The following is a 25,224-nucleotide window of genomic DNA, read 5'->3' on the forward strand; positions in this document are numbered from 1 at the left end:
AGAGCTGATTGACGAGCTGATTGAAGAGCTGATTGAAGAAGGGCCGCACCCGAGCGGGTGCGGCCCTTCTCTCAGCTCTGCCGAGCGCAGCGATCAGGCTGCGACAACCTCGATGCTGACCTTGGCGGCCACCTCGGGGTGCAGACGCACGGACGTCTCGTGGGCGCCCAGCGTCTTGATCGGCGCGCCCAGCTCGATGCGGCGCTTGTCGACCTCGGGGCCACCGGAAGCCTTGATCGCCGAAGCGACGTCGGCCGGGGTGACGGAACCGAAGAGGCGGCCGGCGTCGCCGGAGCGGACGGACAGCCGGACCTTGACGCCCTCGAGGCGCGCCTTGATCTCGTTGGCCTGCTCGATCGTCGCGATCTCGTGGATCTTGCGAGCACGACGGATCTGCTCGACGTCCTTCTCGCCGCCCTTGGTCCAGCGGATGGCAAAGTTCCGCGGGATCAGGTAGTTGCGAGCGTAGCCGTCCTTGACGTCGACGACGTCACCCGCGGCACCGAGGCCGGAGACCTCGTGGGTGAGGATGATCTTCATGAGTCGGTCACCCTTCCCTTATCGCGCGGTGGAGGTGTAGGGCAGCAGCGCCATCTCACGGCTGTTCTTCACGGCCGTGGCGACGTCACGCTGATGCTGCGTGCAGTTGCCGGTCACGCGGCGGGCACGGATCTTGCCGCGGTCGGAAATGAACTTCCGCAGCATGTTCGTGTCCTTGTAGTCCACGTACGTGACCTTGTCCTTGCAGAAAGCGCAGACCTTCTTCTTCGGCTTGCGCACAGGCGGCTTCGCCATGTGTGTGTCTCCTGTTTGATCAAGAAGTGTGGGTACGGCCCACCTTCGGCACCGGGCCTAGAAGGGGGGCTCGTCCGAGTAGCCGCCGCCGGAACCCCCGGAGCCGCCGGAGTTTCCACCCCAGCCACCGCCGCCGCCACCGGACTGGTTGCCGCCGCCCGCAGGAGCGCCGGTCGCCCAGGGGTCGTCGGCGGGAGCACCGCCGCCGCCCTGCTGGCCGCCGCCGGAGCCTCCGCCCCAGCCGCCGCCCTGCTGGCCGCCGCCACCGCCACCGCCGCTGTAACCGCCCTGGCCACCTCGGCCGGTGGTCTTGGTGACCTTGGCCGTGGCGTTCTTCAGGCTGGCGCCGACTTCCTCGACGTCCAGCTCGTAGACCGTGCGCTTGACGCCCTCACGGTCCTCGTAGGACCGCTGCTTCAGCCGGCCCTGCACGATGACGCGCATGCCTCGCTGGAGCGACTCGGCGACGTTCTCCGCCGCCTGACGCCAGACCGAGCAGGTCAGGAAGAGGCTTTCGCCGTCCTTCCACTCGTTGGTCTGGCGGTCGAAGGTGCGGGGAGTGGACGCGACACGGAACTTCGCGACCGCCGCACCGGACGGGGTGAAGCGCAGCTCGGGGTCGTCGACAAGATTGCCGACGACCGTGATGACGGTCTCGCCTGCCATGGGGGAACCTCTCGGCGGGTTTGCTGCTGGCTGCTTGGTGCTGCTACTCGATGCCCGGGATCAGCTGAGCCGGAGGGCTCAGTGGGTCTCGGGACGGAGGACCTTGGTCCGGAGGACCGACTCGTTCAGGTTCATCTGGCGGTCGAGTTCCTTCACGACCGCAGGCTCGGCCTGCAGGTCGATGACCGAGTAGATGCCCTCGGGCTTCTTCTTGATCTCGTACGCGAGACGACGACGGCCCCAGGTGTCGACCTTCTCGACCTTTCCGTTCGCCTCACGGACGACGGAGAGGAAGTTCTCGATCAGCGGCGAGACAGCACGCTCTTCGAGATCGGGGTCGAGGATGACCATCACTTCGTAGTGACGCATGTGTAAACCCACCTCCTTCGGACTCAGCGGCCACGGTCGTTCCGTGGCAGGAGGGTTGTGATGCGCTCGCAACGGTATCGGCCGCCACTGACAATCGGGCACTCGCAGTCGGACCGCCGATGGGCGAACCGGGCGAGAGACCACGTCGTGGCCTGGGCAGACACCGGTGCAGACGCTACAGACTACCCGCTCACCGGCTTCCGGTTGAAATCAGGGTCCGATGCGCGTCAGTCTGTACACATCGGGTGTGTACGGCGCTACGATGCGCCGCCTTCCGCAGGAGGTGCCCCATGGCACAGGCATTGCGACCCAACACCGCCGGCTCCCTCTTCGCCACCGACCACAAGCCCCATCCGCTCCAGGACACGCTGCTGGCCGTGACACTGGTCCTCGGGGTGACGGCCTTCGTCTCCGCGATGTTCCACAGCCTCCATCTGCTCAGCTCGTGGGCGGGGCTGATCGGCGTCGTCACCGGCGCGTACGGACAGTTCGTCTCCGAGACCACCCGGGAGCGGTTCGGCCTGATCCTGGGCCTGGGCGCGTCCGCCGTGGGGCTCCTCCTCGGTATGGCGCACGGCGGCCTCTTCGGCGGCGTCATCGGCTGACGGCGGCCGGGGCGGGCGATCTCCGCAACGGTTCGTAACGGCCTGTAGCGGTTCGTGACGCCCGCAGCGGTCCGCCCGCTCCCGGACCGGTCGTCGGCACCACCTGGGAACCACCCCGGGACCAACTCGCAACCACCTCGGGACGTCCCTACCGGCTCCCGACCGGCTCCCGGCCGGGACCCGTGACGCATACGGCCAGACGGGGCGCTCGCGGGGCGCAGTAGGCTTCGGCGCGAGAGCCGGAGCCCCTGTTCCCATGGGGACACACCAGCCCGAGGAGCGCCCCGAATGAGTCTGACCCTGAGGACCATCAGCCGAGAGCAGCATCTGGCATACATCCAGAGCCTGCCCGCGGCCAGTCACATGCAGGTCCCGGCCTGGGCGGATGTCAAGGCGGAGTGGCGTTCCGAGAGCCTCGGATGGTTCGACGACAGGTCCGGCGAGATGGTCGGTGCGGGCCTCGTCCTGTACCGCCAGTTGCCCAAGATCAAGCGCTACCTCGCCTATCTTCCCGAGGGCCCGGTCATCAACTGGTTCTCGCCGAATCTGACCGAGTGGCTGGATCCGATGCTCGCGCACCTCAAGCAACAGGGCGCCTTCTCCGTGAAGATGGGCCCGCCGGTGATCATCCGGCGCTGGGAGGCCACCTCGATCAAGAGGGGCATCCAGGACCCGGACGTGAAGCGCCTGCGCGACATCGAGGCGGACTTCATCGAGCCGCGCGCCTTCGAGGTCGCCGACAAGCTGCGGCGCATGGGCTGGCAGCAGGGCGAGGACGGCGGGGCGGGCTTCGGCGACGTACAGCCCCGCTACGTCTACCAGGTACCGCTGGCCAACCGGTCGCTGGAGGATGTCCACAAGGGCTTCAACCAGCTCTGGCGGCGCAACATCAAGAAGGCCGAGAAGGCCGGCGTCGAGGTCGTCCAGGGCGGTTACCAGGACCTGGAGGAGTGGCAGCGCCTCTACGAGATCACGGCTGTGCGCGACCGCTTCCGGCCGCGGCCGCTCTCGTACTTCCAGCGCATGTGGACGGCCCTGAACACCGAGGACCCCAACCGCATGCGGCTGTACTTCGCGCGGCACCAGGGGGTGAACCTGTCCGCCGCGACGATGCTGGTCGTCGGCGGGCACGTCTGGTACTCCTACGGCGCGTCCGACAACATCGGGCGCGAGGTCCGGCCCTCGAACGCGATGCAGTGGCGGATGCTGCGCGACGCGTACGCGCTCGGCGCGACCGTCTACGACCTGCGCGGCATCTCGGACTCACTGGACGAGACGGACCACCTCTTCGGCCTGATCCAGTTCAAGGTGGGTACGGGCGGGCAGGCCGCCGAGTACCTCGGGGAGTGGGACTTCCCACTCAACAAACTGCTCCACAAGGCGCTCGACATGTACATGTCCCGCCGCTGACACATCAGACGCCAGACGGACCGGAATCCGTCTTCGACACCTCCGACACCTTCGACACACCGCTGCCACGAGAAAGGTTCCAGGTCCGGCCATGGCGCTCACGCTCTACGTCGACACCGCACGCTGGCGGGCGCACCACAAGCACGTGTCCGAGCAGTTCCCGGGACTCGTACCCGTCTGCAAGGGGAACGGCTACGGCTTCGGCCACGAGCGGCTCGCCGACGAGGCCACCCGCCTCGGCTCGGACGTCCTGGCCGTCGGCACGACCTACGAGGCGGCACGGATCAAGGACTGGTTCGGCGGCGACCTGCTGGTGCTGACGCCCTTCAGGCGGGGCGAGGAGCCCGTACCGCTGCCCGACCGCGTCATCCGCTCGGTCTCCTCCGTCGACGGCGTCTACGGCCTCGTGGGCGCCCGTGTCGTCATCGAGGTCATGTCCTCCATGAAGCGGCACGGGGTGAGCGAGCGGGATCTGCCCCAGCTGCACGCCGCCATCGAGAACGTGCGGCTCGAAGGCTTCGCCATCCACCTGCCCCTGGACCGTACCGACGGCTCGGACGCCGTCGAGGAGGTCATCGGCTGGATGGACCGGCTGCGCGCGGCACGGCTGCCGCTGCACACCATGTTCGTCAGTCACCTCAAGGCCGACGAACTCGCCCGGCTGCAGCAGCAGTTCCCGCAGACCCGGTTCCGGGCCCGTATCGGCACGCGGCTCTGGCTGGGGGACCACGACGCGACCCAGTACCGCGGAGCCGTCCTGGACGTCACTCCCGTCGCCAAGGGCGACCGCTTCGGCTACCGGCAGCAGAAGGTCGCCTCGGACGGCTGGCTGGTCGTCGTGGCGGGCGGTACGTCGCACGGGGTGGGTCTGGAGGCCCCCAAGGCCCTGCACGGCGTCATGCCGCGCGCCAAGGGCGTCGCCCGGGCCGGCCTCGCCACGGTCAACCGGAACCTCTCGCCGTTCGTCTGGGGCGGCAAGCAGCGCTGGTTCGCGGAGCCCCCGCACATGCAGGTCTCGATCCTCTTCGTGCCGTCGGACGCGCCCGAACCGCACGTCGGCGAGGAACTGGTCGCACACCTGCGGCACACCACCACGCAGTTCGACCGCGTCGTCGAGCGCTGACCGCGGCGCTCCCGGCCACGGGGCGGAACGGGCAGGCTAAAGGCCGTACACGCACCCCGTGTACGGCCTTTCGCCTGCCCTGCCCGGCCCGTGTCGCGCACTCCACTCGCGGGCTGTTCGCTCAGAGCGAACCAGAGCCTCCGTCCGGTCCGCCGTCGCCGCCCCACTCCACGTGCGGCCCCTCGGAGTGCGCCGCGCGCCGCGGCGGACGGGCGGCCGCGCCCAGGGCGAAGACGTCCCGCGCGCCGTCCAGCACCCCGCCCGACGGATCGTCGTCGCCGGAGCGGCGCACCACGTCCCGTTCCGGCATCAGGATGTCGCGCACGATCACGGCACAGATGTACAGCGTCCCCAGGAGGTGGACGGCGATGGCCAGTTGGTAGCCCTCCTGGGGCAGTCCTTTGTGGGCGTCGCCGCTGGTCGTGTAGGCGAGGTACATCCAGATGCCGAGGAAGTACGCGACCTCGCACGCCTGCCAGATCAGGAAGTCCCGCCACTTCGGGCGGGCCAGCACGGCGAGGGGAACCAGCCACAGTACGTACTGCGGCGAATAGACCTTGTTGGTGAGGATGAAGGCCGCGACGACCAGGAACGCGAGCTGGGCGAAACGGGGCCGGCGCGGGGCGGTCAGCGTCAGCGCGGCGACGCCCGCGCAGGAGGCCAGCATCAGCACCGTGGCCAGCGTGTTGACGGTGTCGGTGACCAGCGGCGTCTCCATGCGCTGGGAGAGGATCAGCCAGAAGGACCCGAAGTCGACGCCGCGTTCCTGGCTGAACGTGTAGAACTTCGACCAGCCCTCGGGCGCCAGCAGCATCACCGGAAGGTTCACGACCAGCCAGGAGCCGGCGGCGCCCAGCAGGGCCGTGCCGAACTCCCGCCAGCGGCCCGCCCGCCAGCACAGCACGAGCAGCGGTCCCAGCAGCAGCACGGGATAGAGCTTGGCGGCCGTGGCGAGCCCCAGGAGGACCCCGAAGGCGAGGGGACGGCTCCTGGACCACATCAGCATCGCCGCGGCCGTCAGAGCCACCGCCAGGAGGTCCCAGTTGATGGTGGCGGTCAGGGCGTAGGCGGGGGCCAGGGCGACCAGCAGACCGTCCCAGGGCCGCCTCCGGTGGGTGCGGGCCACGCAGACGGCGATGACGGCCGCGCAGGCCATCAGCATCCCGGCGTTGACCATCCAGTAGACCTGCTCCTGGTCCTGGATGCTGCCGCCGCCCGGCGTCAGCCAGGCGGCGACCTCCATGAACACGCCGGTCAGCACCGGGTACTCGAGGTACTCCATGTCGCCTTCGAGCTTGTCGAAGTACGGCACGAGCCCGTCGGCGAACCCCCGCCCCTGGTAGAGGTGCGGGATGTCCGAGTAGCACGCGTGCGTGTACTGGGAGCTGGCCCCGAAGAACCAGGCGCCGTCGTAGCAGGGCAGCTTCTGCACCATGCCCAGGGCGAACATGCCGAGCGCGACGAGCGCGACGACCCGCACCGGCGTCCACCAGGACGTTCCTGGGAGCGCGCGCCGTCCGAGAGGACCTCCGAACAGTTCGCTGCCGGCCGCGGCGACCGGGTCCTCCTTGGTCGGCCGCACCAGATCTGGCTCGTGCACGCTCGCGCGCGTCGTTTCTGCACTGGGCATGCCGCACATCCTGCCGTACGGGACCCGGGATCCGCCGGGGCGGGCGCGTGCCGGGACGGCACATACGAACGCGATGCGGCCGCCGACTCCGGTCGGCGGCCGCATCGCGTCGATGGGCGGATCCAGGAGGTCCGGGAGCGGCTAGCCCGTGGCGCCCTGGAAGAAGCCGCTGCCGCCGTTGCCGCTGCCGTTGCCGCTGCCCCTGCTGTCGCCCTCTTCCTCTTCCTCCTCGCCGGAACTGGAGGGCGAGGAGCTCACGCCTCCGTCCGCACCACCGACATCGGCCCCGCCGTTCTCGGTGCCGCCGGTGTCCTCGCAGTCGAAGTCGAAGTTGCCGCAGGTCTCACTCGTGGAAGGGCTGGGAGACGGAGTGGTCTTCGTCGGCGTGGGGCTCGGCGACTCGCTCTCCTCCTCCTCTTCCTGCGTCTCGGTGGGCGTGGGGGTCGCGCTCGGGAGCGGGATGTCGTTGACGACCTCGCCGATGGGCTCGGGCGTCGGGAACGGGATGACCTTCGCGCCCTTGAGCGCCTGCTCCATGTAGTCGTGCCAGATCTCGGCCGGGAACGAGGCGCCGTGGATCTCGTCCTGGCCGCCGGTCCCGTACATCTCCAGGAACTCGCGCTTCTTGTTGGACTCGTCGTCGTCCAGGCGGTACATGGAGATCGCGGTCGAGAGCTGCGGGGTGTACCCGACGAACCAGGCGGACTTGTTGCCGTCGGTCGTACCGGTCTTGCCCGCCGCCGGCCGGTCGTCCAGCTTCGCCGCGGTTCCGGTGCCGTCGTCCACGACGGTCTTGAGGACGTCGGTGACGTTGTCGGCGACCTTCGCGGTGAATGCCTGCTTCGTCCTGGCCGCGTTCTCGTGCCGGAAGACCGTGCCGTCCTTGTCGGTGATCTCCTCGACCGAGTACGGGTCGTTCTGCTTGCCGCTCGCCGCGAAGGTGGCGTACGAGCCGGCCATCCGGATCGCGCTCGGGTCGGAGGTGCCGATGGAGAAGGACGGCACGCTGGCGCTGGCCAGGCTGTCCTCCAGGACACCCGCGTCCAGGGCGGACTCCCTGACCTTGTCGAGGCCCACGTCCATGCCGAGCTGCACGTACGCGGAGTTGGAGGAGATCCTCATCGCCTCGCGGAGGTCGATCTGGAAGGTGGGCGGGTTGTACGACTCGTCGCCGTCGTTCCGCTGCAGCCACTCCTTGCCGTCCTTGTCCTGCCAGACGGTCCCGTCGTACTCCTCGATCTTCAGCTTGTTCTTGCCGCTGTAGATGCTCTTGGGGGAGACCGGCTTCCGCTCGTCCTGGGCCTGGGTCGGCTCCTGGGCGGGATCGAGGATGCCCCACTTCATGGCGGCCGCGAGGACGAACGGCTTGAAGGTCGAACCGACCTGGGCGCCGGTCTGGTCGGCGTTGTTGGTGAAGTGCTCGGTCGCGTCCACACCGCCGTAGATGGCCTTGATGGCGCCGTTCTTCGGATCGACCGAGGCCCCGCCGAACTGGACGTGCGTGTCCTTGTCCGGGCGGGCCTTCGTGTCGATGTTCTCCTTCTGGACCTTCTTGACCGCTGCTTCGAGCTGCCGGACCTTCTTCTTGTCGAAGGTCGTGTGGATCTCGTAGCCGCCCTCACGGAGCCGCTTCTCGGTGATACCGGTCTTGTCGCTGTTCTTGACGATGTACCCCTTGGCGAGATCGACGAGGTAGCCGATCTGACCGCTCAGCTGGGCGTTCGAGCGCGGGCTCTGGAGCTTGGGGAACTCGGTGTACCTGGCTCGCTCCGACTGCTCCAGGTGCCCGTCCTTGACCATCTCGCTGAGGATCCAGCTCCACCGCTTCTCCGCGCGCTCGCGGTTGGCCGCGGGGGTGGCGGCCGGATCGATCGACTCCGCGCCCGCCGGGTCGTAGTAGGTGGCTCCCTTGAGCACCGCTGCCAGGAAGGCACACTGGCTCGGGTCGAGGTCCTTGGCGTTCTCGTTGAAGTACGTGCGCGCGGCGGCCTGGATCCCGTAGGCCCCGCGGCCGTAGTAGGCCGAGTTCAGGTACCCGGCCATGATGTCTTCCTTCTCGACCTTGGCGCCGACCTTGATCGAGACGAAGAGCTCCTTGAACTTGCGGGAGATCGTCTGCGACTGGTCCTCCAGCATCGCGTTCTTCACGTACTGCTGGGTGATCGTGGAGCCGCCCTGGGTCTCGCCGCCCTTGGCCATGTTGAACAGGGCCCGGCCGATGCCCATGGGGTCGACGCCCCGGTCGGTCTCGAACGTCTTGTTCTCGGCCGACATGACGGCGTAGCGCATCTCCTTGGGGATCCGCGAGTAGTCGATGATCTGCCGGTTGACCTCACCACCGGTGGCGACCATCTGCGTGCCGTCGGCCCAGTAGTAGACGTTGTTCTGCGCCTGCGCCGTCTTGGCGACGTCAGGGAGCCCCACCAGGGCGTACGCGACTCCCGCGACCGCCATCATGCCGCCGAAGAAGCCGACGAACAGTCCCGTCACGAGCCTCCAGGACGGCACCCAGCGGGCCGCTCCGTCCCTGCCCGCGCGCGGGTAGTCGACGATCCGCTTCTTCGGCGGTACGCCACCGCGCCCGCGGCCGGGCCCGGCGGGACCGCCCCGTCGGCCGCCCTGTCCCGCGCCCTCGGCCGTTCTGCGCCGGCCTGCGCCGGCGCCGCCTCTCTGCGACGCCCGCCGGGCCTCGGCGCGACTGCCGAACGGGCGCTCCTCCCCCCCCGAGTCGTAGGAGTCGGAAGGAGACTCGGTTGCGCCCCGCGGTGCCGCACGGCGACCGGAGGACGAACCTGTCTGGCCGCGTCGGCCCGCGGCACGGCCGCCGCCCTGCGGCTGCGGCGGTTTGCGACGGTGCTCGCTCATCGAACGATTACTCCTCGGGCAGGCGCACCTGAGCGCGCCTGGAAACAGCGGCTGGTTTCCGGTCCCCCCGAAGTACGGATGCGGTCGTTTTTGCATTCATCCGTACCGCACCGAGGACAGGGACGTCCCCGGGCGTCACTCGGTTCCCGGTGGTTTGCATGGCGCACAGACTACGCACCGTCAAAACCCGCCTAGGGCCGAAGTTCACCCCAAAACAGGCAACTTGCATCCTACGAATCGGTGATGTGACGCCGTTCACCGTCCCCCCTCTTGTCGCAGAAGACGTACCGATCTATCGTGCTGATGTATCGAGTCGATACATCAGCGTGGCATAAAGACCGTCACGGCAGGACCGCGACAGAGAGGAGGCGACGATGAGCCGGCGTTCCGGAATCCTTGAGTTCGCCGTCCTCGGACTTCTCCGCGAGTCCCCGATGCACGGCTATGAGCTGCGCAAACGCCTCAACACGTCACTGGGTGTGTTCCGTGCGTTCAGCTACGGGACGCTCTATCCCTGCCTCAAGACGCTGGTCGCCAACGGCTGGTTGATCGAGGAACCGGGGAGCACCCCCGAGGACGCCCTCACCGCGTCGCTCTCCGGGCGTCGCGCCAAGATCGTCTATCGGTTGACGGCCGAAGGTAAGGAGCACTTCGAGGACCTGCTCTCGCAGACGGGTCCCGACGCGTACGAGGACGAGCACTTCGCCGCCCGGTTCGCCTTCTTCGGCCAGACGTCACGGGATGTACGGATGCGGGTCCTCGAAGGCCGCCGCAGCCGGCTCGAGGAGCGCCTGGAGAAGATGCGCGCCTCACTGGCGCGCACCCGGGAGCGCCTCGACGACTACACGCTTGAGCTCCAGCGCCACGGAATGGAGTCCGTGGAGCGCGAAGTGCGCTGGCTGAACGAGCTCATCGAGAGCGAGCGGGCGGGACGGGACCATCGGCGTCCCGGACCCGACGGCTCCGCTCAGCAGGACAACACATCTGGGGAGTCGGGCGGCCTGCCCCGGCCCGGGGGCACCCCCGGGCCGGATCCGTCCGACGACACTGCCACGTGAAGTCCGCTCAGGACTTCACCGAGTACACACAGGGAGCAACCGGAATGGGTTCGGTTCGCGTAGCCATCGTCGGCGTGGGCAACTGCGCCGCCTCGCTGGTCCAGGGCGTCGAGTACTACAAGGACGCCGACCCGGCGTCCAAGGTGCCGGGTCTGATGCATGTCCGGTTCGGCGACTACCACGTCGGTGACGTCGAGTTCGTCGCCGCCTTCGACGTCGACGCGAAGAAGGTCGGCCTCGACCTCTCGGACGCCATCGGCGCCAGCGAGAACAACACCATCAAGATCTGCGACGTCCCGAACAAGGGCGTCACGGTTCAGCGCGGCCACACCCATGACGGGCTCGGCAAGTACTACCGCGAGACCATCGAGGAGTCGGACGAGGCCCCGGTCGACGTCGTCCAGGTCCTCAAGGACCAGCGGGTCGACGTCCTCGTCTGCTACCTGCCCGTCGGTTCCGAGGACGCGGCGAAGTTCTACGCCCAGTGCGCCATCGACGCCAAGGTCGCCTTCGTCAACGCCCTCCCGGTCTTCATCGCCGGTACCAAGGAGTGGGCGGACAAGTTCACCGAGGCGGGCGTCCCGATCGTCGGCGACGACATCAAGTCGCAGGTCGGCGCCACCATCACGCACCGCGTGATGGCGAAGCTGTTCGAGGACCGCGGTGTCCGTCTCGAGCGCACCATGCAGCTCAACGTCGGCGGCAACATGGACTTCAAGAACATGCTGGAGCGCGACCGCCTGGAGTCCAAGAAGATCTCGAAGACGCAGGCCGTCACCTCGCAGATCCCCGACCGCGACATGGGCGCGAAGAACGTCCACATCGGTCCCTCGGACTACGTGGCCTGGCTCGACGACCGCAAGTGGGCGTACGTCCGCCTGGAGGGCCGCGCCTTCGGTGACGTCCCGCTGAACCTGGAGTACAAGCTCGAGGTCTGGGACTCCCCGAACTCCGCGGGTGTCATCATCGACGCCCTGCGCGCGGCGAAGATCGCCAAGGACCGCGGCATCGGCGGTCCGATCCTCTCCGCGTCGAGCTACTTCATGAAGTCCCCGCCGGTCCAGTACTTCGACGACGAGGCATTCGCCAACGTCGAGAAGTTCATCAAGGGCGAGGTCGAGCGCTGACACCCGTCCCACCGCACGGCGGTTGAGGGTCCCCGGGGCGCTGCTCCGGGGGCCTTTCGCCTGTGCGACGCTGTGCCCCATGGCTGTCGTGGGTGACCTGCGCGTACTCCTGCGCTTCCAGAACTTCCGGCGGCTGCTCGCCGTACGGCTGCTGTCGCAGGGCGCCGACGGGGTGTACCAGGTCGCGCTCGCGGCCTACGTCGTCTTCTCGCCGGAGAAACAGGCATCGGCGGCCGCCATCGCCTCCGCGATGGCGGTCCTGCTCCTCCCGTACTCCCTCGTCGGCCCCTTCGCGGGCGTCCTCCTGGACCGCTGGAGACGCCGGCAGGTCTTCCTGTACGGAAATCTGCTGCGGGCGCTGCTCGCATCCCTGACGGCCGTCCTGATCCTGAGCGACGTGCCCGACTGGCTCTTCTACGCGTCCGCCCTGTGCGTGACCGCCGTCAACAGGTTCGTACTGGCGGGCCTGTCCGCCGCCCTGCCCCGGGTCGTCGACGCCGAGCGCCTGGTGACGGCCAACTCCCTGTCGCCCACGGCCGGCACGCTCGCCGCGACCCTCGGCGGCGGTCTCGCCTTCGTCGTGCGCCTGGCCGGCTCCGACTCCGACGCGCTGGTCGTCCTCGTGGGCGCGGGCCTGTACGTGTGCTCCGCGCTGGCCTCGCTGCGCCTGGCCCCGGATCTGCTGGGACCCGACCGGCGGCGGGCGCAGCCCCGGCTGGGTGCGGCCGTGCTCGGCACCGCACGCGGTCTGGCCTCGGGCGTCCGGCACCTCGCCGGGCCCGCGCGCCGGGAGGCCGCCTGGGCGCTGGCCGCGATGACACTGATGCGCTTCTGCTACGGCGCACTGACCGTCATGGTGCTGATGCTCTGCCGGTACGCCTGGTCGTCCGGCCCCGACGACGGCGGGCTCGCCCTGCTCGGTCTGGCCGTGGCGGTCTCCGGGGCGGGGTTCTTCGGCGCGGCCGTGCTGACCCCGGCGGGAGCGCACCGGTTCGGGCCAGGAGGCTGGATCATCGCCTGCGCCGGCTGCGCCACGGTACTGACACCGGCGCTGGGCCTCACGTTCGCCCAGGTCCCCGTACTGATCGCGGCCTTCGTCCTCGGCCTGACCACCCAGGGGGCGAAGATCGCCACGGACACCGTGGTCCAGTCGTCCGTCGACGACGGCTTCCGTGGCCGAATCTTCGCGGTCTACGACGTCCTGTTCAACGTCGCCTTCGTCGGCGCCGCGGCGGTGGCCGCACTGATGCTGCCTCCGGACGGCCGCTCCGTGGCGCTCGTGGTCACGGTGACGGTTGTCTACGGTGTGGTTGTCACCGCTATGGCACGTTTTGAGCGCCAGTAAGTGTCACATCAAGGCCACAGAGCCTCTCCGGACTACAGACTTGTCAGTGGGGCCCGATAGCTTACGTGCGTCTTATTTCGCGCCACGCGCTCTTACGTTCGAGGGGGACCCCTAAGTGACCACTCCGCCGCCCCAGGGCCAGAATCCGTTCGCTCAGGGCCAGCCGGCCCAGGGCAACCCGTACGGACAGCAGCCGGCCCAGGGCAACCCCTACGGACAGCAGCCGCCACAGGGAAACCCTTACGGACAGCAGCCGAACGCACCGTACGCCCCGGTCCCACCCCAGCCGCCGAAGCGCAACCTCAAGAAGTACCTGCGCTTCGCGATCCCCGTCGTGGCCCTCATAGTCGCCGCCGGCGGCTGGCTGGCAAGCCGTGACGACGCCCAGAGCGCCAAGGTCGGCGACTGCATGAGCATCGGCAACCCGAACAGCACCACCGACCCGGAGCTGGAGGTCGTGGACTGCGGCAACTCCAAGGCGGCGTACAAGGTCGAGCAGAAGAAGAGCAACGACTCCGGCTGCGACCGCACGAAGTACGCCGAGTACACCGAGACCGGTGGCGGCAGCGACTTCACCCTCTGCCTGTCGGAGTACTCCTCCAAGTAAGCGCGCACAGCGTGGGGGCCGTTGTTTCACGTGAAACAACGGCCCCCATACGTATGCGGCTCCTGCGCGTACGCGGCTCCTGCGGCGGGGCCATGTTTCACGTGAAACATGGCCCCGCCGCGATCTCTCAGTTCTGTTGCGCCCACCACTCCTTGAGCGCGGACACGGCCGCCTCATGCCCCATCGGACCGTTCTCCAGGCGCAGCTCCAGCAGGAACTTGTAGGCCTGGCCGATGGCCGGTCCGGGCCCGATGTCCAGGATCTGCATGATCTGGTTGCCGTCCAGGTCCGGCCGGATCGCGTCCAGCTCCTCCTGCTCCTGGAGCTGGGCCACACGTTCCTCCAGACCGTCGTACGCACGGGAGAGGGCGGTGGCCTTGCGCTTGTTCCGTGTCGTGCAGTCGGAGCGGGTCAGCTTGTGCAGACGGTCCAGGAGCGGACCCGCGTCACGGACGTAGCGGCGGACCGCCGAGTCCGTCCACTCCCCGGTGCCGTACCCGTGGAAGCGCAGGTGCAGCTCGACCAGGCGTGAGACGTCCTTCACCAGCTCGTTGGAGTACTTGAGCGCGGTCATCCGCTTCTTGGTCATCTTGGCGCCCACCACCTCGTGGTGGTGGAAGGAGACCCGCCCGTCGTCCTCGAACCGCCGTGTCCGCGGCTTGCCGATGTCGTGCAGCAGCGCCGCCAGCCGCAGGGTGAGGTCCGGGCCGTCCTCCTCCAGCGCCATCGCCTGCTCCAGGACGATCAGTGTGTGGTCGTACACGTCCTTGTGGCGGTGGTGCTCGTCCCGCTCCAGCCGCAGCGCGGGCAGCTCGGGCAGTACGCGGTCGGCGAGTCCCGAGTCCACGAGCAGCGTCAGCCCCTTGCGCGGGTACGCGGAGAGGATCAGCTTGTTCAGCTCGTCACGCACACGCTCGGCCGAGACGATCTCGATGCGGCCGGCCATGGCCTTCATCGCGGCGACGACGTCCGGCGCCACCTCGAAGTCGAGCTGCGCCCCGAAGCGCGCGGCCCGCATCATCCGCAGCGGGTCGTCGGAGAAGGACGCCTCAGGGGTGCCCGGGGTCCGCAGGACCCGGGCGGCGAGGTCGTCGAGCCCGCCGTGCGGATCGATGAACTCCTTCTCCGGAAGCGCCACGGCCATCGCGTTCACGGTGAAGTCGCGGCGTACCAGGTCTTCCTCGATGGAGTCGCCGTAGGACACCTCGGGCTTGCGGGAGGTCCGGTCGTACGCCTCCGAGCGGTACGTCGTCACCTCGATCTGGAAGCTCTGCTCGACGTCTCCGACGCGGGCGTCCTTCTGTGCTCCCACCGTGCCGAAGGCGATACCGACCTCCCACAGGGCGTCCGCCCAGGGCCGCATGATCTTCAGTACGTCCTCGGGGCGGGCGTCGGTCGTGAAGTCCAGGTCGTTGCCGAGCCGGCCGAGCAGGGCGTCCCGGACCGAGCCGCCGACGAGAGCGAGGGAGAACCCGGCCTCCTGGAAACGACGGGCGAGTTCGTCGGCGACAGGCGACACCCGCAGCAGCTCGCTCACCGCGCGGCTCTGCACCTGGTTCAGGGCACTGGGACTGTCTTCGTTGGCGTTCGACACAACGCAAAAGGGTACGTGGCCCCGGCGCCCGCAAGCGCCTACATCAAACGTGCACAGGCGCACCGCCCGCTCCGTGTGGGGACACCGCCGCAGATACGCTCACATAGAGGGACACCGCCCCGGCCTTCCCCGATCTTGTGGAGCGGACCGCGGCACTTCCCCTCGGCGCGCATCGTTACCATGCGTGGACGCACACTCCGACGACCACTGACGACGAGGGACGGGCGAACGCGTGGCCGAGGCGGCAGACTTCCAGGGGACCAGTCCCTCACCTGCCCGCCGGTGGCTGCGGCGCACGGGAGCACTGCTCGCCGGGGCGCCCCTGCTGGCCGGTGTCCTCCAGTTGCCCGCTTCTGCGTCCTCGTACGCCTCGCACACCTCGTTCGTCTCGGAGCCGAGTGCGGCTGCCGAGGTCAGCGGCTCCCGTACGGTCGACGTCTTCCTGGACACGCTGAGCCCCCGCGTCCCCTCCGGGGGTGACACGCTCACCGTCTCGGGCCGGATCGTCAACGAGGGCAAGCGGGCGGTCACCGGCGCGCACGTCGGTCTGCGGGTGGGCCCGACGCTGGCCGGCCGCTCGGCGATCGACGACGCGGCGAAGAGCAACCCGTACGCGGGCACGGAGGTCGGCGGCAAGTACGTGGCGAAGTTCGCGAGGCTGGCGCCGGGCGTGCCCCGGACGTTCAGCATCTCCGTACCCGTCGACGAACTGGACCTCGGTTCCGACGGCGTCTACCAGCTCGGTGTCACGCTCACCGGCCGGACCGCCGCCGCGCCGTACGACCAGATCCTCGGTATCGAGCGGACCTTCCTGCCGTGGCAGCCGGAGCCCGCGGACACGAAGAGCAGGACGACATACCTCTGGCCGCTGATCTCGACCTCGACCATGATGGCCGAGACGGGATCGAACGAGCAGCAGACCCCGGTCTTCGCGGACGACGCGGCCCTGGCCGCCGAGCTGTCCCCCGGCGGCCGTCTGCAGCAGCTCCTCAGCCTCGGCAAGGACCTCGACATCACCTGGGTCGTCGACCCGGACCTGCTGGCCTCCGTCGACGCGATGACACGCAGCTACCGCGTCCAGGTGGACGGCTCCACCAGGACGACCACCGCCGGCACGCACCAGGCAGTGGCCAAGCAGTGGCTCGGCGAACTGGAGAAGGCGGTCGAGGGCGAGGAGGTCGTCGCCCTTCCCTTCGCCGACCCGGACCTGGCGTCCCTGGCCCACAAGGGCACGTCCGTCACCGGGTCGCTGAGCCATCTCAAGGACGCCACCGCCGTGGCGGCCATCGCCGTGGAGTCGATCCTCCATGTGACCCCCAGCACGGACTACGCGTGGCCGGTGAACGGCGCGATCGATCCGTCGATCGTCAAGGTCGCGACCTCGGCCGGCGCCGACACCGTGCTCACCCGCAGCGACAGCCTCAAGGAGACCGGCGCTCTGCCGTACACGCCCTCGGCGGCCCGGCCGATCGGCGGCGGCATCACCGCGGTGGTCGCGGACGCCCGGCTGTCGACGGCGTTCCAGGGCGACATGACGGTGGGCGGCAACTCCACCCTCGCGGTGCAGAGGTTCCTCGCCCAGAGCCTGATGCTCACCCGTCAGGCTCCGGACAAGCAGCGCAGCATCGTGGTCGCCCCACAGCGCATGCCGACCGCCAGCCAGGCCCAGACGATGGCGCAGGCGCTGACGGAGCTGCAGGACGGAAACTGGTCGCAGCCCGCCGAGCTCTCCGCGGCCACCAAGGCCGAACCGGACGCCGGCGCCACCACCCGGGTCCCGCCCGCGTCCGTGTACCCCCCCTCGCTGAGCAAGCAGGAGCTGCCGAAGTCGGCCTTCGTGAAGATCGAGGGCACACAGAGCAAGCTCGACAGCTTCCAGGTGATCCTCGCGGACAAGTCCCGCGTGGTCACGCCCTTCGGCCGGGCCATGGACCGGTCGATGTCGACCTCCTGGCGCGGCCGGGACGTCGAGGCGGCGGCCTACCGCGACGGGGTGGACCAGTACCTCGTCAGACTCACCGGGAGCGTCGGGCTGATCGACAAGTCGGAGGCGAAGCTCTCGGGCCGCAGCGCCACGATCCCGGTCACCGTGCAGAACAACCTCGTCCAGGGTGTCGACCACCTGGTGCTGCGTCTGACGTCCTCCCAGCCGAGCCGTCTCAGCATCGGGGACGGCGCCTTCCAGGAGCAACCGGTCGCGGTGTCGGGCGGGCACAGCGAGTCGGTGAAGTTCACCACCAACGCCCATGTCAACGGCCGGGTCGGGGTCATCGCCCAGCTGTACACCCAGGACGGCAGGGCGTACGGGACCCCGGTCACCTTCGACGTGCGGGTGACCGAGATCACCGCCACGGTGATGCTGGTCATCGCCGGCGGTGTCCTGCTGCTCGTGCTCGCCGGCTTCCGGATGTACACACAGCGCAAGCGGGAGGCCGCCCGGCAGGCCGCGCAGGAAGCGGAGAACGCTCCCGCGGACGACGGGGCGGAGCACGCTCCCGCCGACGGCGCGGAGGACGGTCGTGAGAAGGCGCCCGTCGCCGGAACGAACGCGCACGGCCCGGAGCAGCCGAGTGGACCTTCACCGGACACCGCACCGCAAATCGCCGACCCGTCCGGCACGGGTGAGAGAGTGGACCGTTGAGCGATGTCGTGGCCGGTGGGCCCGGGGACGATGAGGTGGGGTAACCATGAACGCGCCGTACGACGGTGACCGCGGTCAGGGCGCGGGGGGCTCCGGCTACCCCGACGACCCGCCGCAGGGCCCGCCGGGTCCGGGCGAGGTGCCCCAGCAGCAGCCCGCGGCCGAGGGGTACTTCCAGGACGCCTACGCCCAGGATCCCTACCGGGCGCAGGACCTGTCCGCGCAGGATCCCGTCACCGAGGCCCTCTACGACCGTGCCGCGCATCCCCCGCCGCCGCCCGGCTCGTACCAGCCGCAGCAGCCGCTCTACGGCCAGCCGCCGCAGTCTCCGTACGCGCCCGACCCCCGGGTGTGGGCGCAGACGCCGGCGCCCGAGCCGGAGGCTCCCACCCAGTACCTGCCGTACGGGGACGACCCCCGGACGACGCAGTTCGTGGGGGTGGACGACCTGATGACCGGGGCCGGCGAGCAGCGCCACGAGCCGGACGCCTTCGCCCATCTCTTCCGCGACCAGCAGCAGGGCGGCGTCCGTCCGCCGGCCGGGCCGCCCGTCATGCCCTCCCCGGCGGCGGGACCGGCTCCGGCCGCCGCGGGCCCTGCGGCGCACGCGCCCGCACCTGCGTCCGCTTCCAGCCCTGCTGTGGCTCCGGCTCCGGCTCCGGCGAAAAAGTCCGGGGGCCGTGCGTCGAGCCTGCTGAAGTCGAGTGCGGTGATGGCGGCCGGGACCATGGTCTCCCGTCTCACCGGCTTCATCCGCTCCGCGCTGATCGTCGCGGCCCTGGGCGTCAGCCTCCTCGGCGACACCTTCCAGGTCGCGTACCAGCTGCCGACGATGATCTACATCCTGACCGTCGGCGGCGGCCTCAACTCCGTCTTCGTACCGCAGCTGGTACGGGCCATGAAGGAGGACGAGGACGGCGGCGAGGCCTACGCCAACCGGCTGCTGACCCTCGTCGTCGTGGTCCTCGGCGCCCTCACCGCCCTGGCGGTGTTCGCCGCGCCCCTGCTGGTCCACGCGCTGTCGGCGCCTGTCGCGAGCGACGCGGCGGCCAGTGACGTGGGCGTCACCTTCGCCCGCTACTTCCTGCCCACGATCTTCTTCATGGGCATCCACGTGGTGATGGGCCAGATCCTCAACGCGCGCGGCAAGTTCGGCGCGATGATGTGGACCCCGGTCCTCAACAACATCGTCATCATCGTGACGCTGGGGCTGTTCATCTTCGTCTACGGCACCGCGAGCAGCTCCGGCATGAAGGTGTCGACCATCCCGCCGGAGGGCGAGCGGCTGCTCGGCATCGGCGTCCTGCTCGGCCTCGTCGTCCAGGCCCTCGCGATGATCCCGTACCTCCGTGAGACCGGCTTCCGGCTGCGGCTGCGCTTCGACTGGAAGGGCCACGGACTCGGCAAGGCGGCGATGCTCGCCAAGTGGACCGTGCTCTTCGTGCTCGCCAACCAGGCGGGCGCGATCGTCGTGAGCCAGCTGTCCACCGCGGCGACCAAGGACTCGCCGGTCGGTGGCGTCGGCTTCGCCGCCTACGCCAACGCGCAGCTCATCTGGGGTCTGCCGCAGGCCATCATCACGGTCTCCCTGATGGCCGCCCTGCTGCCGCGGCTCGCGCGCTCGGCCCACGAGGGCGACAGCGGAGCCGTCCGGGACGACATCAGCCAGGGCCTGCGCACGACGGCCGTCGCGATCGTGCCGATCTCCTTCGGCTTCGTCGCCCTCGGCGTCCCGATGTGCACGCTGATGTTCGGCGCCTCCGGGATCAGCGAGGCGACGAACATGGGCTACATGCTGATGGCCTTCGGCCTGGGCCTGATCCCGTACTCCGTGCAGTACGTCGTGCTGCGTGCCTTCTACGCGTACGAAGACACCCGCACCCCCTTCTACAACACGGTCATCGTGGCCGTCGTCAACGCCGGTGCCTCCGCGCTCTGCTTCCTCCTGCTCCCCCCGCGCTGGGCGGTCGCGGGCATGGCCGCCTCGTACGGTCTCGCCTACGCCATCGGGGTCGGGGTCGCGTGGAGCCGGCTGAGCCGGCGGCTGGGCGGCGACCTGGACGGCGGTCGCGTCCTGCGCACGTACGCACGGCTCGCGATCGCGGCGGTACCGGCCGCGCTGCTCGCCGGCGCGGCCTGCTACGGAATCAGCGACACGCTGGGACAGGGTGTCGTCGGCTCGTCGGCCGCCCTGCTCGGCGGTGGCGTCGTACTGCTCGGTGTCTTCTTCGTCGCGGCGCGGCGGATGCGCATCGAGGAACTGAACGGAATGGTCGGCATGGTCCGCGGGCGCCTTGGGCGTTGACAGCGGGACAGGCGCACAACCATCGTCCGCGACCACGTGTCGTGCAGAGGGACGGACTGTGGGCACAATTGGCTTTGGCGTCGGACAGGGCGCAATGGATGGGGAGGCAGGAGCGACGGTGGCGGAACGGAGCACGGCTGCCGTCGACGTGGCAGACACCAGCGGTGACGAACCGCTGACCGCGAAGGCGGACCAGTCCACGGCCGACGGGGTGGCCCAGAACCGGGAGCGGGACACGGACAGCTCGAAGAGCGAAGAGGGACAGGGGAGCGCCGGGCACAAGAGCCCCGGCAGGACTTCACCGCCCGAACTGCACAGCGGTCACAAGCTCGCCAGGCGCTACCGCCTGGAGGAGTGCGTCACCCGTCTGGACGGCTTCAGCAGCTGGCGTGCGGTGGACGAGAAACTCCGTCGTGCCGTCGGTGTGCACCTGCTGCCCGCCGATCACCCGCGAGCGCGTTCCGTCCTGGCGGCCGCCCGTTCGTCCGCCCTGCTCGGTGATCCCCGGTTCGTCCAGGTCCTGGACGCGGTCGAGGAGAACGACCTCGTCTACGTGGTGCACGAATGGCTGCCGGACGCCACGGAGTTGACGACGCTTCTGGCCTCCGGACCGCTGGAGGTGCACGAGGCGTACCAGCTGGTCTGCCAGGTCGCGCAGGCGATGGCCGCCGCGCATCGCGAAGGGCTGGCCCATCTGAAGCTGACCCCGGGCGCCGTGCTGCGCACCTCGTCCGGGCAGTGGCGCATCCGGGGTCTCGCCGTGAACGCCGCGCTGCGCGGCGTCACTTCGGACACCCCTCAGCGCACGGACACGGAGGCGATCGGCGCGCTGCTGTACGCCGCGCTCACCCAGCGCTGGCCCTACGAGGACGACGCTTACGGGCTCTCGGGGCTGCCCAAGGACGTCGGGCTCATCCCGCCGGACCAGGTACGGGCAGGTGTGCACCGCGGTCTGTCGGAACTCGCGATGCGCGCACTCGTCAACGACGGCGCGACCGCGTCCCGGCAGGAATCTCCGTGCACCACTCCGGAGGAACTGGTGAAGGCGGTCGGCGAGATGCCGCGCATCAGGCCGCCCGAGCCGACGTTCACCGCACTGCCCGAGTACCAGCGCACGACGTACCAGCAGGGCAGCTACGGCCGCCCGTCGCCGCACCCGGGCGGTACCCAGGTGATGGCGGCGCCGCCGCCCCCGCTGCAGACCCGTACCGGCAAAGCCCTCAAGTGGGCCGTGTCCGCTCTGCTCATCGCCGCACTGGGTCTCGGCAGCTGGCAGCTCGCGGACGCGCTCATGGAGCACGAGAAGCCCGACGAGACGGGCAACACCCGGACGACGGACGAGAACGACAAGAACGGCATCGGGACGAGGCCGGCCAGGACGCTCAGCATCGCGGGTGCCGCGGAGTATGTCGCGAAGGGCTCGGCCCAGGCACCGGAAGACGTCGCCAAGACCTATGACGGCGACGGCTCGACGTACTGGCGGAGCAAGAGCTTCGTGGACGGTCCGGTGATGGACCCCTCCTTCAAGCCCGGGGTCGGCATCGTCTACGACCTCGGTTCGGAACAGAGGATCACGACCGCCTCGATAGGACTCGGCTTCGCCGGGGACCACACGACGGTCACCCTGTACGCGACGGACTCGCTGAATTCCTCGACGGCACTGAGCTCCATGCAGAAGCTCGGAACCCTGACGACGAACGGCACCACCGCCATGGTGAAGGCCGACAAGAAAGTGAAGACCCGGTACGTGCTCGTATGGTTCACTGCGCTGCCGTACGCACCCGGCGACCAGTTCAGCGACGCCGGTCACAAGCAGGCGATCACCAACGTGAAGTTCACCGGCTGAGCGGTCACCGAGGAGGAGGGGTCCGATGGCGGACGGCGCCTACAGCGAAGTGAGCGACCAGGACCTCCTCACCCGTCATGTCAGGGGGGACCCCGATGCCTTCGGCGAGCTCGTACGACGCCACCGCGACCGGCTCTGGGCGGTGGCCCTGCGGACTCTGGGCGACCGCGAGGAAGCCGCCGACGCCGTCCAGGACGCTCTCGTCTCCGCCTATCGGGCCGCCCACACCTTCCGTGGCCAGTCGGCCGTCACGACCTGGCTGCACCGGATCACGGTGAACGCCTGCCTGGACCGTGCCCGCAAGGCGGCCTCCAGGAAGACGTCCCCTGTGGACGACGCCGAACGGCTCGATCAGTTGCTGGAGCCGCACGAGTCCGCCGCCGCCCCGGCCGAGCGCAACGATCTGCACCGTGAGCTGCTGAGGGCGCTGGCCACCCTGCCCGCGGACCAGCGGGCCGCACTCGTACTGGTGGACATGCAGGGCTACCCCGTGGCGGAGGCCGCCGGCCTGCTCGATGTGCCGGTCGGCACGGTCAAGAGCCGCTGTGCCCGTGGCAGAGCCAGACTCCTTCCCCTGCTCACCCATTTGCGCACGGACGGTGGAAATGACAGAGCGGGCAAGAAGTCGAGCGGGGAAAGGAACCGTACGCAGGGGACATCCGTCCCACCCGCAGCGGGACCACACGACGGACCGAGCGATGCAACTGCTGTGAAGGGCGGAGGTGGGCGAGCGTGACATCGATGACCGACACGGCCGGGCACCCGGACGTCACGGAGATCTCCGACCTCACCGAAGGTCTGCTCCCCCCGTCCCGGTCGATGGACATACGGCGCCACCTGGACGACTGCTCGCTCTGTGCCGACGTGTACGAGTCGCTGGAAGAGATCCGCGATCTGCTCGGTACGCTGCCGGGCCCGCTCCGCATGCCCGATGACGTCGCCGATCGCGTCGACGCCGCTCTCTCCGCCGAAGCGGATGGTCTTTCCCTCGACAGGCATCAGCGCGGCAGCGGGCATGTTTCACGTGAAACATCGACCGCGGCGGACCGTCCCACCGGGCGCTCCCGTGGCGCCACCGGACCGGGCCGCCCGAACCGCCCGCGACGCGGGCGCCGCAGGACGGTCACACTGGGCGCCGTGTTCACGGCCGCTGCCTTGGGTCTCGGTGGTCTGATCGTCCAGTCCATGGGAAGCGGCAGCTCGGACAAGGACCCCGCATCGCCGCCTGCGAGGCAGAGCGGTCCCGCGAACACTTTCGCCGGCGAGAAGCTGGAGGTCCAGGTCGCGGGTCTCCTCGCCCAGGCGGAGAAGAAGAAGGAGAGCAGTCCTCGAAGCTCCCGCCCCAGGGGTACCGAGTCCATGGAAAGTCCGGGCATTTTCAACCTGCCCACGGACTCCGTGCCCGCCTGCGTCAGGCGGGGGATCGGCCAGGAGACGCCACCGATCGCCTTCAAGGAAGGCTCCTACAACGGCAAGGACGCGTATCTCGTGGTGCTGCCCGCTCTCACCGACACCGATCGGGTCACCGCCTACGTCGTCGACTCCGCCTGTGTGGACAAGCCCTCCGTCTCCGCCGGCAAGGTCCTGCTGAAGCACTCCTACCCACGGAACTGAGCGCTCCCGGATCCGTCGCCGACCGCCTTCGGCATACCTCGCACCGGCCGCGGTACCCCTTGCGATGACTCGCCTCCGTGTGCCCGGACACAGCGGGAATGCGCGCCCCTTAGGATCCGTTGGGTGGGGTGAGGGTTCTGAGAGAGGCTCCCCCGGTCGTATGTAGCAGTCCCCAGAGACGAGGAATCAAGCCGTGAGCGACGTTCGTAACGTGATCATCATCGGCTCCGGGCCCGCCGGTTATACGGCGGCGCTGTACACCGCGCGCGCCTCGCTGAAGCCGCTGGTGTTCGAGGGCGCCGTCACCGCAGGTGGTGCTCTCATGAACACGACTGAGGTGGAGAACTTCCCCGGCTTCCAGGACGGCATCATGGGCCCCGAGCTCATGGACAACATGCGGGCCCAGGCTGAGCGCTTCGGTGCGGAGCTGATCCCGGACGACATCGTCTCGGTCGACCTCAGCGGTGAGGTCAAGACCGTCACGGACACTGCGGGGACCGTGCACCGGGCGAAGGCCGTCATCGTCACCACCGGCTCGCAGCACCGCAAGCTGGGTCTGCCCAAGGAGGACGTCCTTTCCGGACGCGGCGTCTCCTGGTGCGCGACCTGTGACGGCTTCTTCTTCAAGGACCAGGACATCGCCGTGATCGGCGGCGGTGACACCGCCATGGAGGAGGCCACTTTCCTCTCCCGGTTCGCCAAGTCCGTGACCATCGTCCACCGACGCGACACGCTGCGGGCCTCCAAGGCGATGCAGGAGCGCGCCTTCGCCGACCCGAAGATCAAGTTCGTCTGGGACAGCGAGGTGGCCGAGATCCAGGGTGACCAGAAGCTGTCCGGTCTGACCCTGCGCAACCTGAAGACCGGCGAGACGTCCGAGCTGCCCGTCACCGGCCTGTTCATCGCGATCGGCCACGACCCGCGCACGGAGCTCTTCAAGGGCCAGCTGGACCTGGACGAGGAGGGCTACCTCAAGGTCGAGGCGCCCTCGACCCGAACGAACCTGACAGGTGTCTTCGGCGCCGGCGACGTCGTCGACCACACCTACCGCCAGGCGATCACCGCGGCCGGCACCGGCTGCTCCGCCGCTCTCGACGCCGAGCGCTTCCTCGCCGCTCTCGCGGACGGCGAAGTGGCGGAGCCCGAGAAGACCACCGTCTGAACCCCCATCCGCCTCACCGCACCAACCAGTTAAGGAGCTCGCCGTGGCCGGCACCCTGAAGCATGTGACCGACGATTCTTTCGAGCAGGACGTCCTCAAGAGCGACAAGCCCGTACTGGTGGACTTCTGGGCCACCTGGTGTGGTCCGTGCCGCCAGATCGCACCGTCCCTCGAGGCGATCGCCGCCGAATACGGTGACAAGATCGAGATCGTCAAGCTCAACATCGACGAAAACCCGGGTACGGCCGCCAAGTACGGCGTCATGTCCATCCCGACCCTGAACGTCTACCAGGGTGGCGAGGTGGCCAAGACCATCGTGGGTGCCAAGCCGAAGGCCGCGCTCGTGCGCGACCTTGAGGACTTCATCGCCGAGTAGTCGAGCAGTACCGCAAGCCGTCGTCCGTGAAGGCGACGATGTTTCACGTGAAACACGGATGGGCCAGCCCGCTCGGGCTGGCCCAT

The 25,224-nt window shown here is 69.0% G+C and carries 21 protein-coding genes; 14 read left to right on the plus strand and 7 right to left on the minus strand.

Translation table 11 applies throughout. The features are described from left to right. Positions 1 to 93: 93 nt before the first annotated feature. The 4 genes from rplI to rpsF all read right to left on the minus strand — a co-directional run bounded on the left by rplI (position 94) and on the right by rpsF (position 1,830). Entirely contained in the window at positions 94 to 540 is a 447-nt protein-coding gene (gene rplI / locus KM933_RS06165) for a 50S ribosomal protein L9 (protein ID WP_221348913.1), read from the minus strand. 18 nt (positions 541 to 558) lie between these two features. After that, positions 559 to 795 carry a 30S ribosomal protein S18 gene (gene rpsR / locus KM933_RS06170; RefSeq protein ID WP_003949403.1) on the minus strand — a complete coding sequence of 79 codons (237 nt, stop codon included), beginning with the start codon at positions 793 to 795 and terminating at the stop codon, positions 559 to 561. A 57-nt stretch (positions 796 to 852) separates the two neighbouring features. Next, on the minus strand, positions 853 to 1,461 hold the full coding sequence (locus tag KM933_RS06175) for a single-stranded DNA-binding protein (RefSeq protein WP_221348915.1): 609 nt from the start codon (positions 1,459 to 1,461) through the stop codon (positions 853 to 855). A 78-nt stretch (positions 1,462 to 1,539) separates the two neighbouring features. Beyond that, entirely contained in the window at positions 1,540 to 1,830 is a 291-nt protein-coding gene (rpsF, locus tag KM933_RS06180; RefSeq protein WP_028804085.1) for a 30S ribosomal protein S6, read from the minus strand. Between the two features lie 290 nt (positions 1,831 to 2,120). On the opposite strand from rpsF, the gene KM933_RS06185 reads away from it, so the two are divergent. From KM933_RS06185 to KM933_RS06195, 3 genes are all read left to right on the plus strand, one after another. Further along, entirely contained in the window at positions 2,121 to 2,435 is a 315-nt protein-coding gene (locus KM933_RS06185; RefSeq protein WP_221348917.1) for a hypothetical protein, read from the plus strand. Between the two features lie 288 nt (positions 2,436 to 2,723). After that, the gene (locus tag KM933_RS06190) at positions 2,724 to 3,845 is read left to right on the plus strand and encodes a lipid II:glycine glycyltransferase FemX (RefSeq protein ID WP_221348919.1); all 1,122 of its coding nucleotides are present in this window, start codon (positions 2,724 to 2,726) and stop codon (positions 3,843 to 3,845) included. Between the two features lie 91 nt (positions 3,846 to 3,936). Beyond that, the gene (locus KM933_RS06195) at positions 3,937 to 4,968 is read left to right on the plus strand and encodes an alanine racemase (protein ID WP_221348921.1); all 1,032 of its coding nucleotides are present in this window, start codon (positions 3,937 to 3,939) and stop codon (positions 4,966 to 4,968) included. A 121-nt stretch (positions 4,969 to 5,089) separates the two neighbouring features. Here KM933_RS06195 and KM933_RS06200 read toward each other — a convergent pair whose 3' ends face one another. Continuing rightward, positions 5,090 to 6,607 carry a glycosyltransferase family 87 protein gene (locus tag KM933_RS06200; RefSeq protein WP_221349013.1) on the minus strand — a complete coding sequence of 506 codons (1,518 nt, stop codon included), beginning with the start codon at positions 6,605 to 6,607 and terminating at the stop codon, positions 5,090 to 5,092. Positions 6,608 to 6,739: 132 nt separating this feature from the next. Continuing rightward, positions 6,740 to 9,463, minus strand: coding sequence for a transglycosylase domain-containing protein (locus tag KM933_RS06205; RefSeq protein ID WP_221348923.1), 2,724 nt, complete (start codon positions 9,461 to 9,463; stop codon positions 6,740 to 6,742). Positions 9,464 to 9,837: 374 nt separating this feature from the next. Here KM933_RS06205 and KM933_RS06210 point away from each other — a divergent pair, with 374 nt between their 5' ends. From KM933_RS06210 to KM933_RS06225, 4 genes are all read left to right on the plus strand, one after another. After that, entirely contained in the window at positions 9,838 to 10,521 is a 684-nt protein-coding gene (locus KM933_RS06210) for a PadR family transcriptional regulator (protein WP_221348924.1), read from the plus strand. Positions 10,522 to 10,565: 44 nt separating this feature from the next. Beyond that, positions 10,566 to 11,648: an inositol-3-phosphate synthase gene (locus KM933_RS06215; protein WP_221348926.1), complete on the plus strand. Its 1,083-nt coding sequence runs from the start codon at positions 10,566 to 10,568 to the stop codon at positions 11,646 to 11,648. Between the two features lie 79 nt (positions 11,649 to 11,727). Beyond that, positions 11,728 to 12,993, plus strand: a complete 1,266-nt coding sequence (locus KM933_RS06220) for an MFS transporter (RefSeq protein ID WP_221348928.1) — start codon at positions 11,728 to 11,730, stop codon at positions 12,991 to 12,993. 115 nt (positions 12,994 to 13,108) lie between these two features. Then, complete coding sequence (locus tag KM933_RS06225; protein WP_221348930.1) at positions 13,109 to 13,600, plus strand: LppU/SCO3897 family protein; 492 nt, start codon at positions 13,109 to 13,111, stop codon at positions 13,598 to 13,600. Between the two features lie 127 nt (positions 13,601 to 13,727). On the opposite strand, the gene KM933_RS06230 is transcribed toward KM933_RS06225, so the two are convergent. Beyond that, entirely contained in the window at positions 13,728 to 15,194 is a 1,467-nt protein-coding gene (locus KM933_RS06230; protein ID WP_221348932.1) for a CCA tRNA nucleotidyltransferase, read from the minus strand. Positions 15,195 to 15,426: 232 nt separating this feature from the next. On the opposite strand from KM933_RS06230, the gene KM933_RS06235 reads away from it, so the two are divergent. From KM933_RS06235 to trxA, 7 genes are all read left to right on the plus strand, one after another. Continuing rightward, a complete protein-coding gene (locus tag KM933_RS06235) occupies positions 15,427 to 17,835 on the plus strand; it encodes a DUF6049 family protein (RefSeq protein ID WP_221348934.1) in 2,409 nt (802 codons plus the stop codon). A 46-nt stretch (positions 17,836 to 17,881) separates the two neighbouring features. Continuing rightward, on the plus strand, positions 17,882 to 20,140 hold the full coding sequence (murJ, locus tag KM933_RS06240) for a murein biosynthesis integral membrane protein MurJ (protein WP_221348936.1): 2,259 nt from the start codon (positions 17,882 to 17,884) through the stop codon (positions 20,138 to 20,140). A gap of 118 nt (positions 20,141 to 20,258) precedes the next feature. Further along, positions 20,259 to 21,986, plus strand: a complete 1,728-nt coding sequence (locus KM933_RS06245; protein WP_221348938.1) for a protein kinase family protein — start codon at positions 20,259 to 20,261, stop codon at positions 21,984 to 21,986. Positions 21,987 to 22,011: 25 nt separating this feature from the next. Next, complete coding sequence (gene sigM, locus KM933_RS06250) at positions 22,012 to 22,722, plus strand: RNA polymerase sigma factor SigM (protein ID WP_221348940.1); 711 nt, start codon at positions 22,012 to 22,014, stop codon at positions 22,720 to 22,722. A 5-nt stretch (positions 22,723 to 22,727) separates the two neighbouring features. After that, positions 22,728 to 23,600, plus strand: coding sequence for an anti-sigma factor family protein (locus KM933_RS06255; RefSeq protein ID WP_260333148.1), 873 nt, complete (start codon positions 22,728 to 22,730; stop codon positions 23,598 to 23,600). A 193-nt stretch (positions 23,601 to 23,793) separates the two neighbouring features. Next, complete coding sequence (gene trxB, locus KM933_RS06260; RefSeq protein ID WP_221348944.1) at positions 23,794 to 24,762, plus strand: thioredoxin-disulfide reductase; 969 nt, start codon at positions 23,794 to 23,796, stop codon at positions 24,760 to 24,762. A 43-nt stretch (positions 24,763 to 24,805) separates the two neighbouring features. Then, positions 24,806 to 25,138 carry a thioredoxin gene (gene trxA, locus KM933_RS06265; RefSeq protein ID WP_221348946.1) on the plus strand — a complete coding sequence of 111 codons (333 nt, stop codon included), beginning with the start codon at positions 24,806 to 24,808 and terminating at the stop codon, positions 25,136 to 25,138. Positions 25,139 to 25,224: the final 86 nt, after the last annotated feature.

The organism is Streptomyces beigongshangae (assembly GCF_019710745.1).
Lineage (GTDB): Bacteria > Actinomycetota > Actinomycetes > Streptomycetales > Streptomycetaceae > Streptomyces > Streptomyces beigongshangae.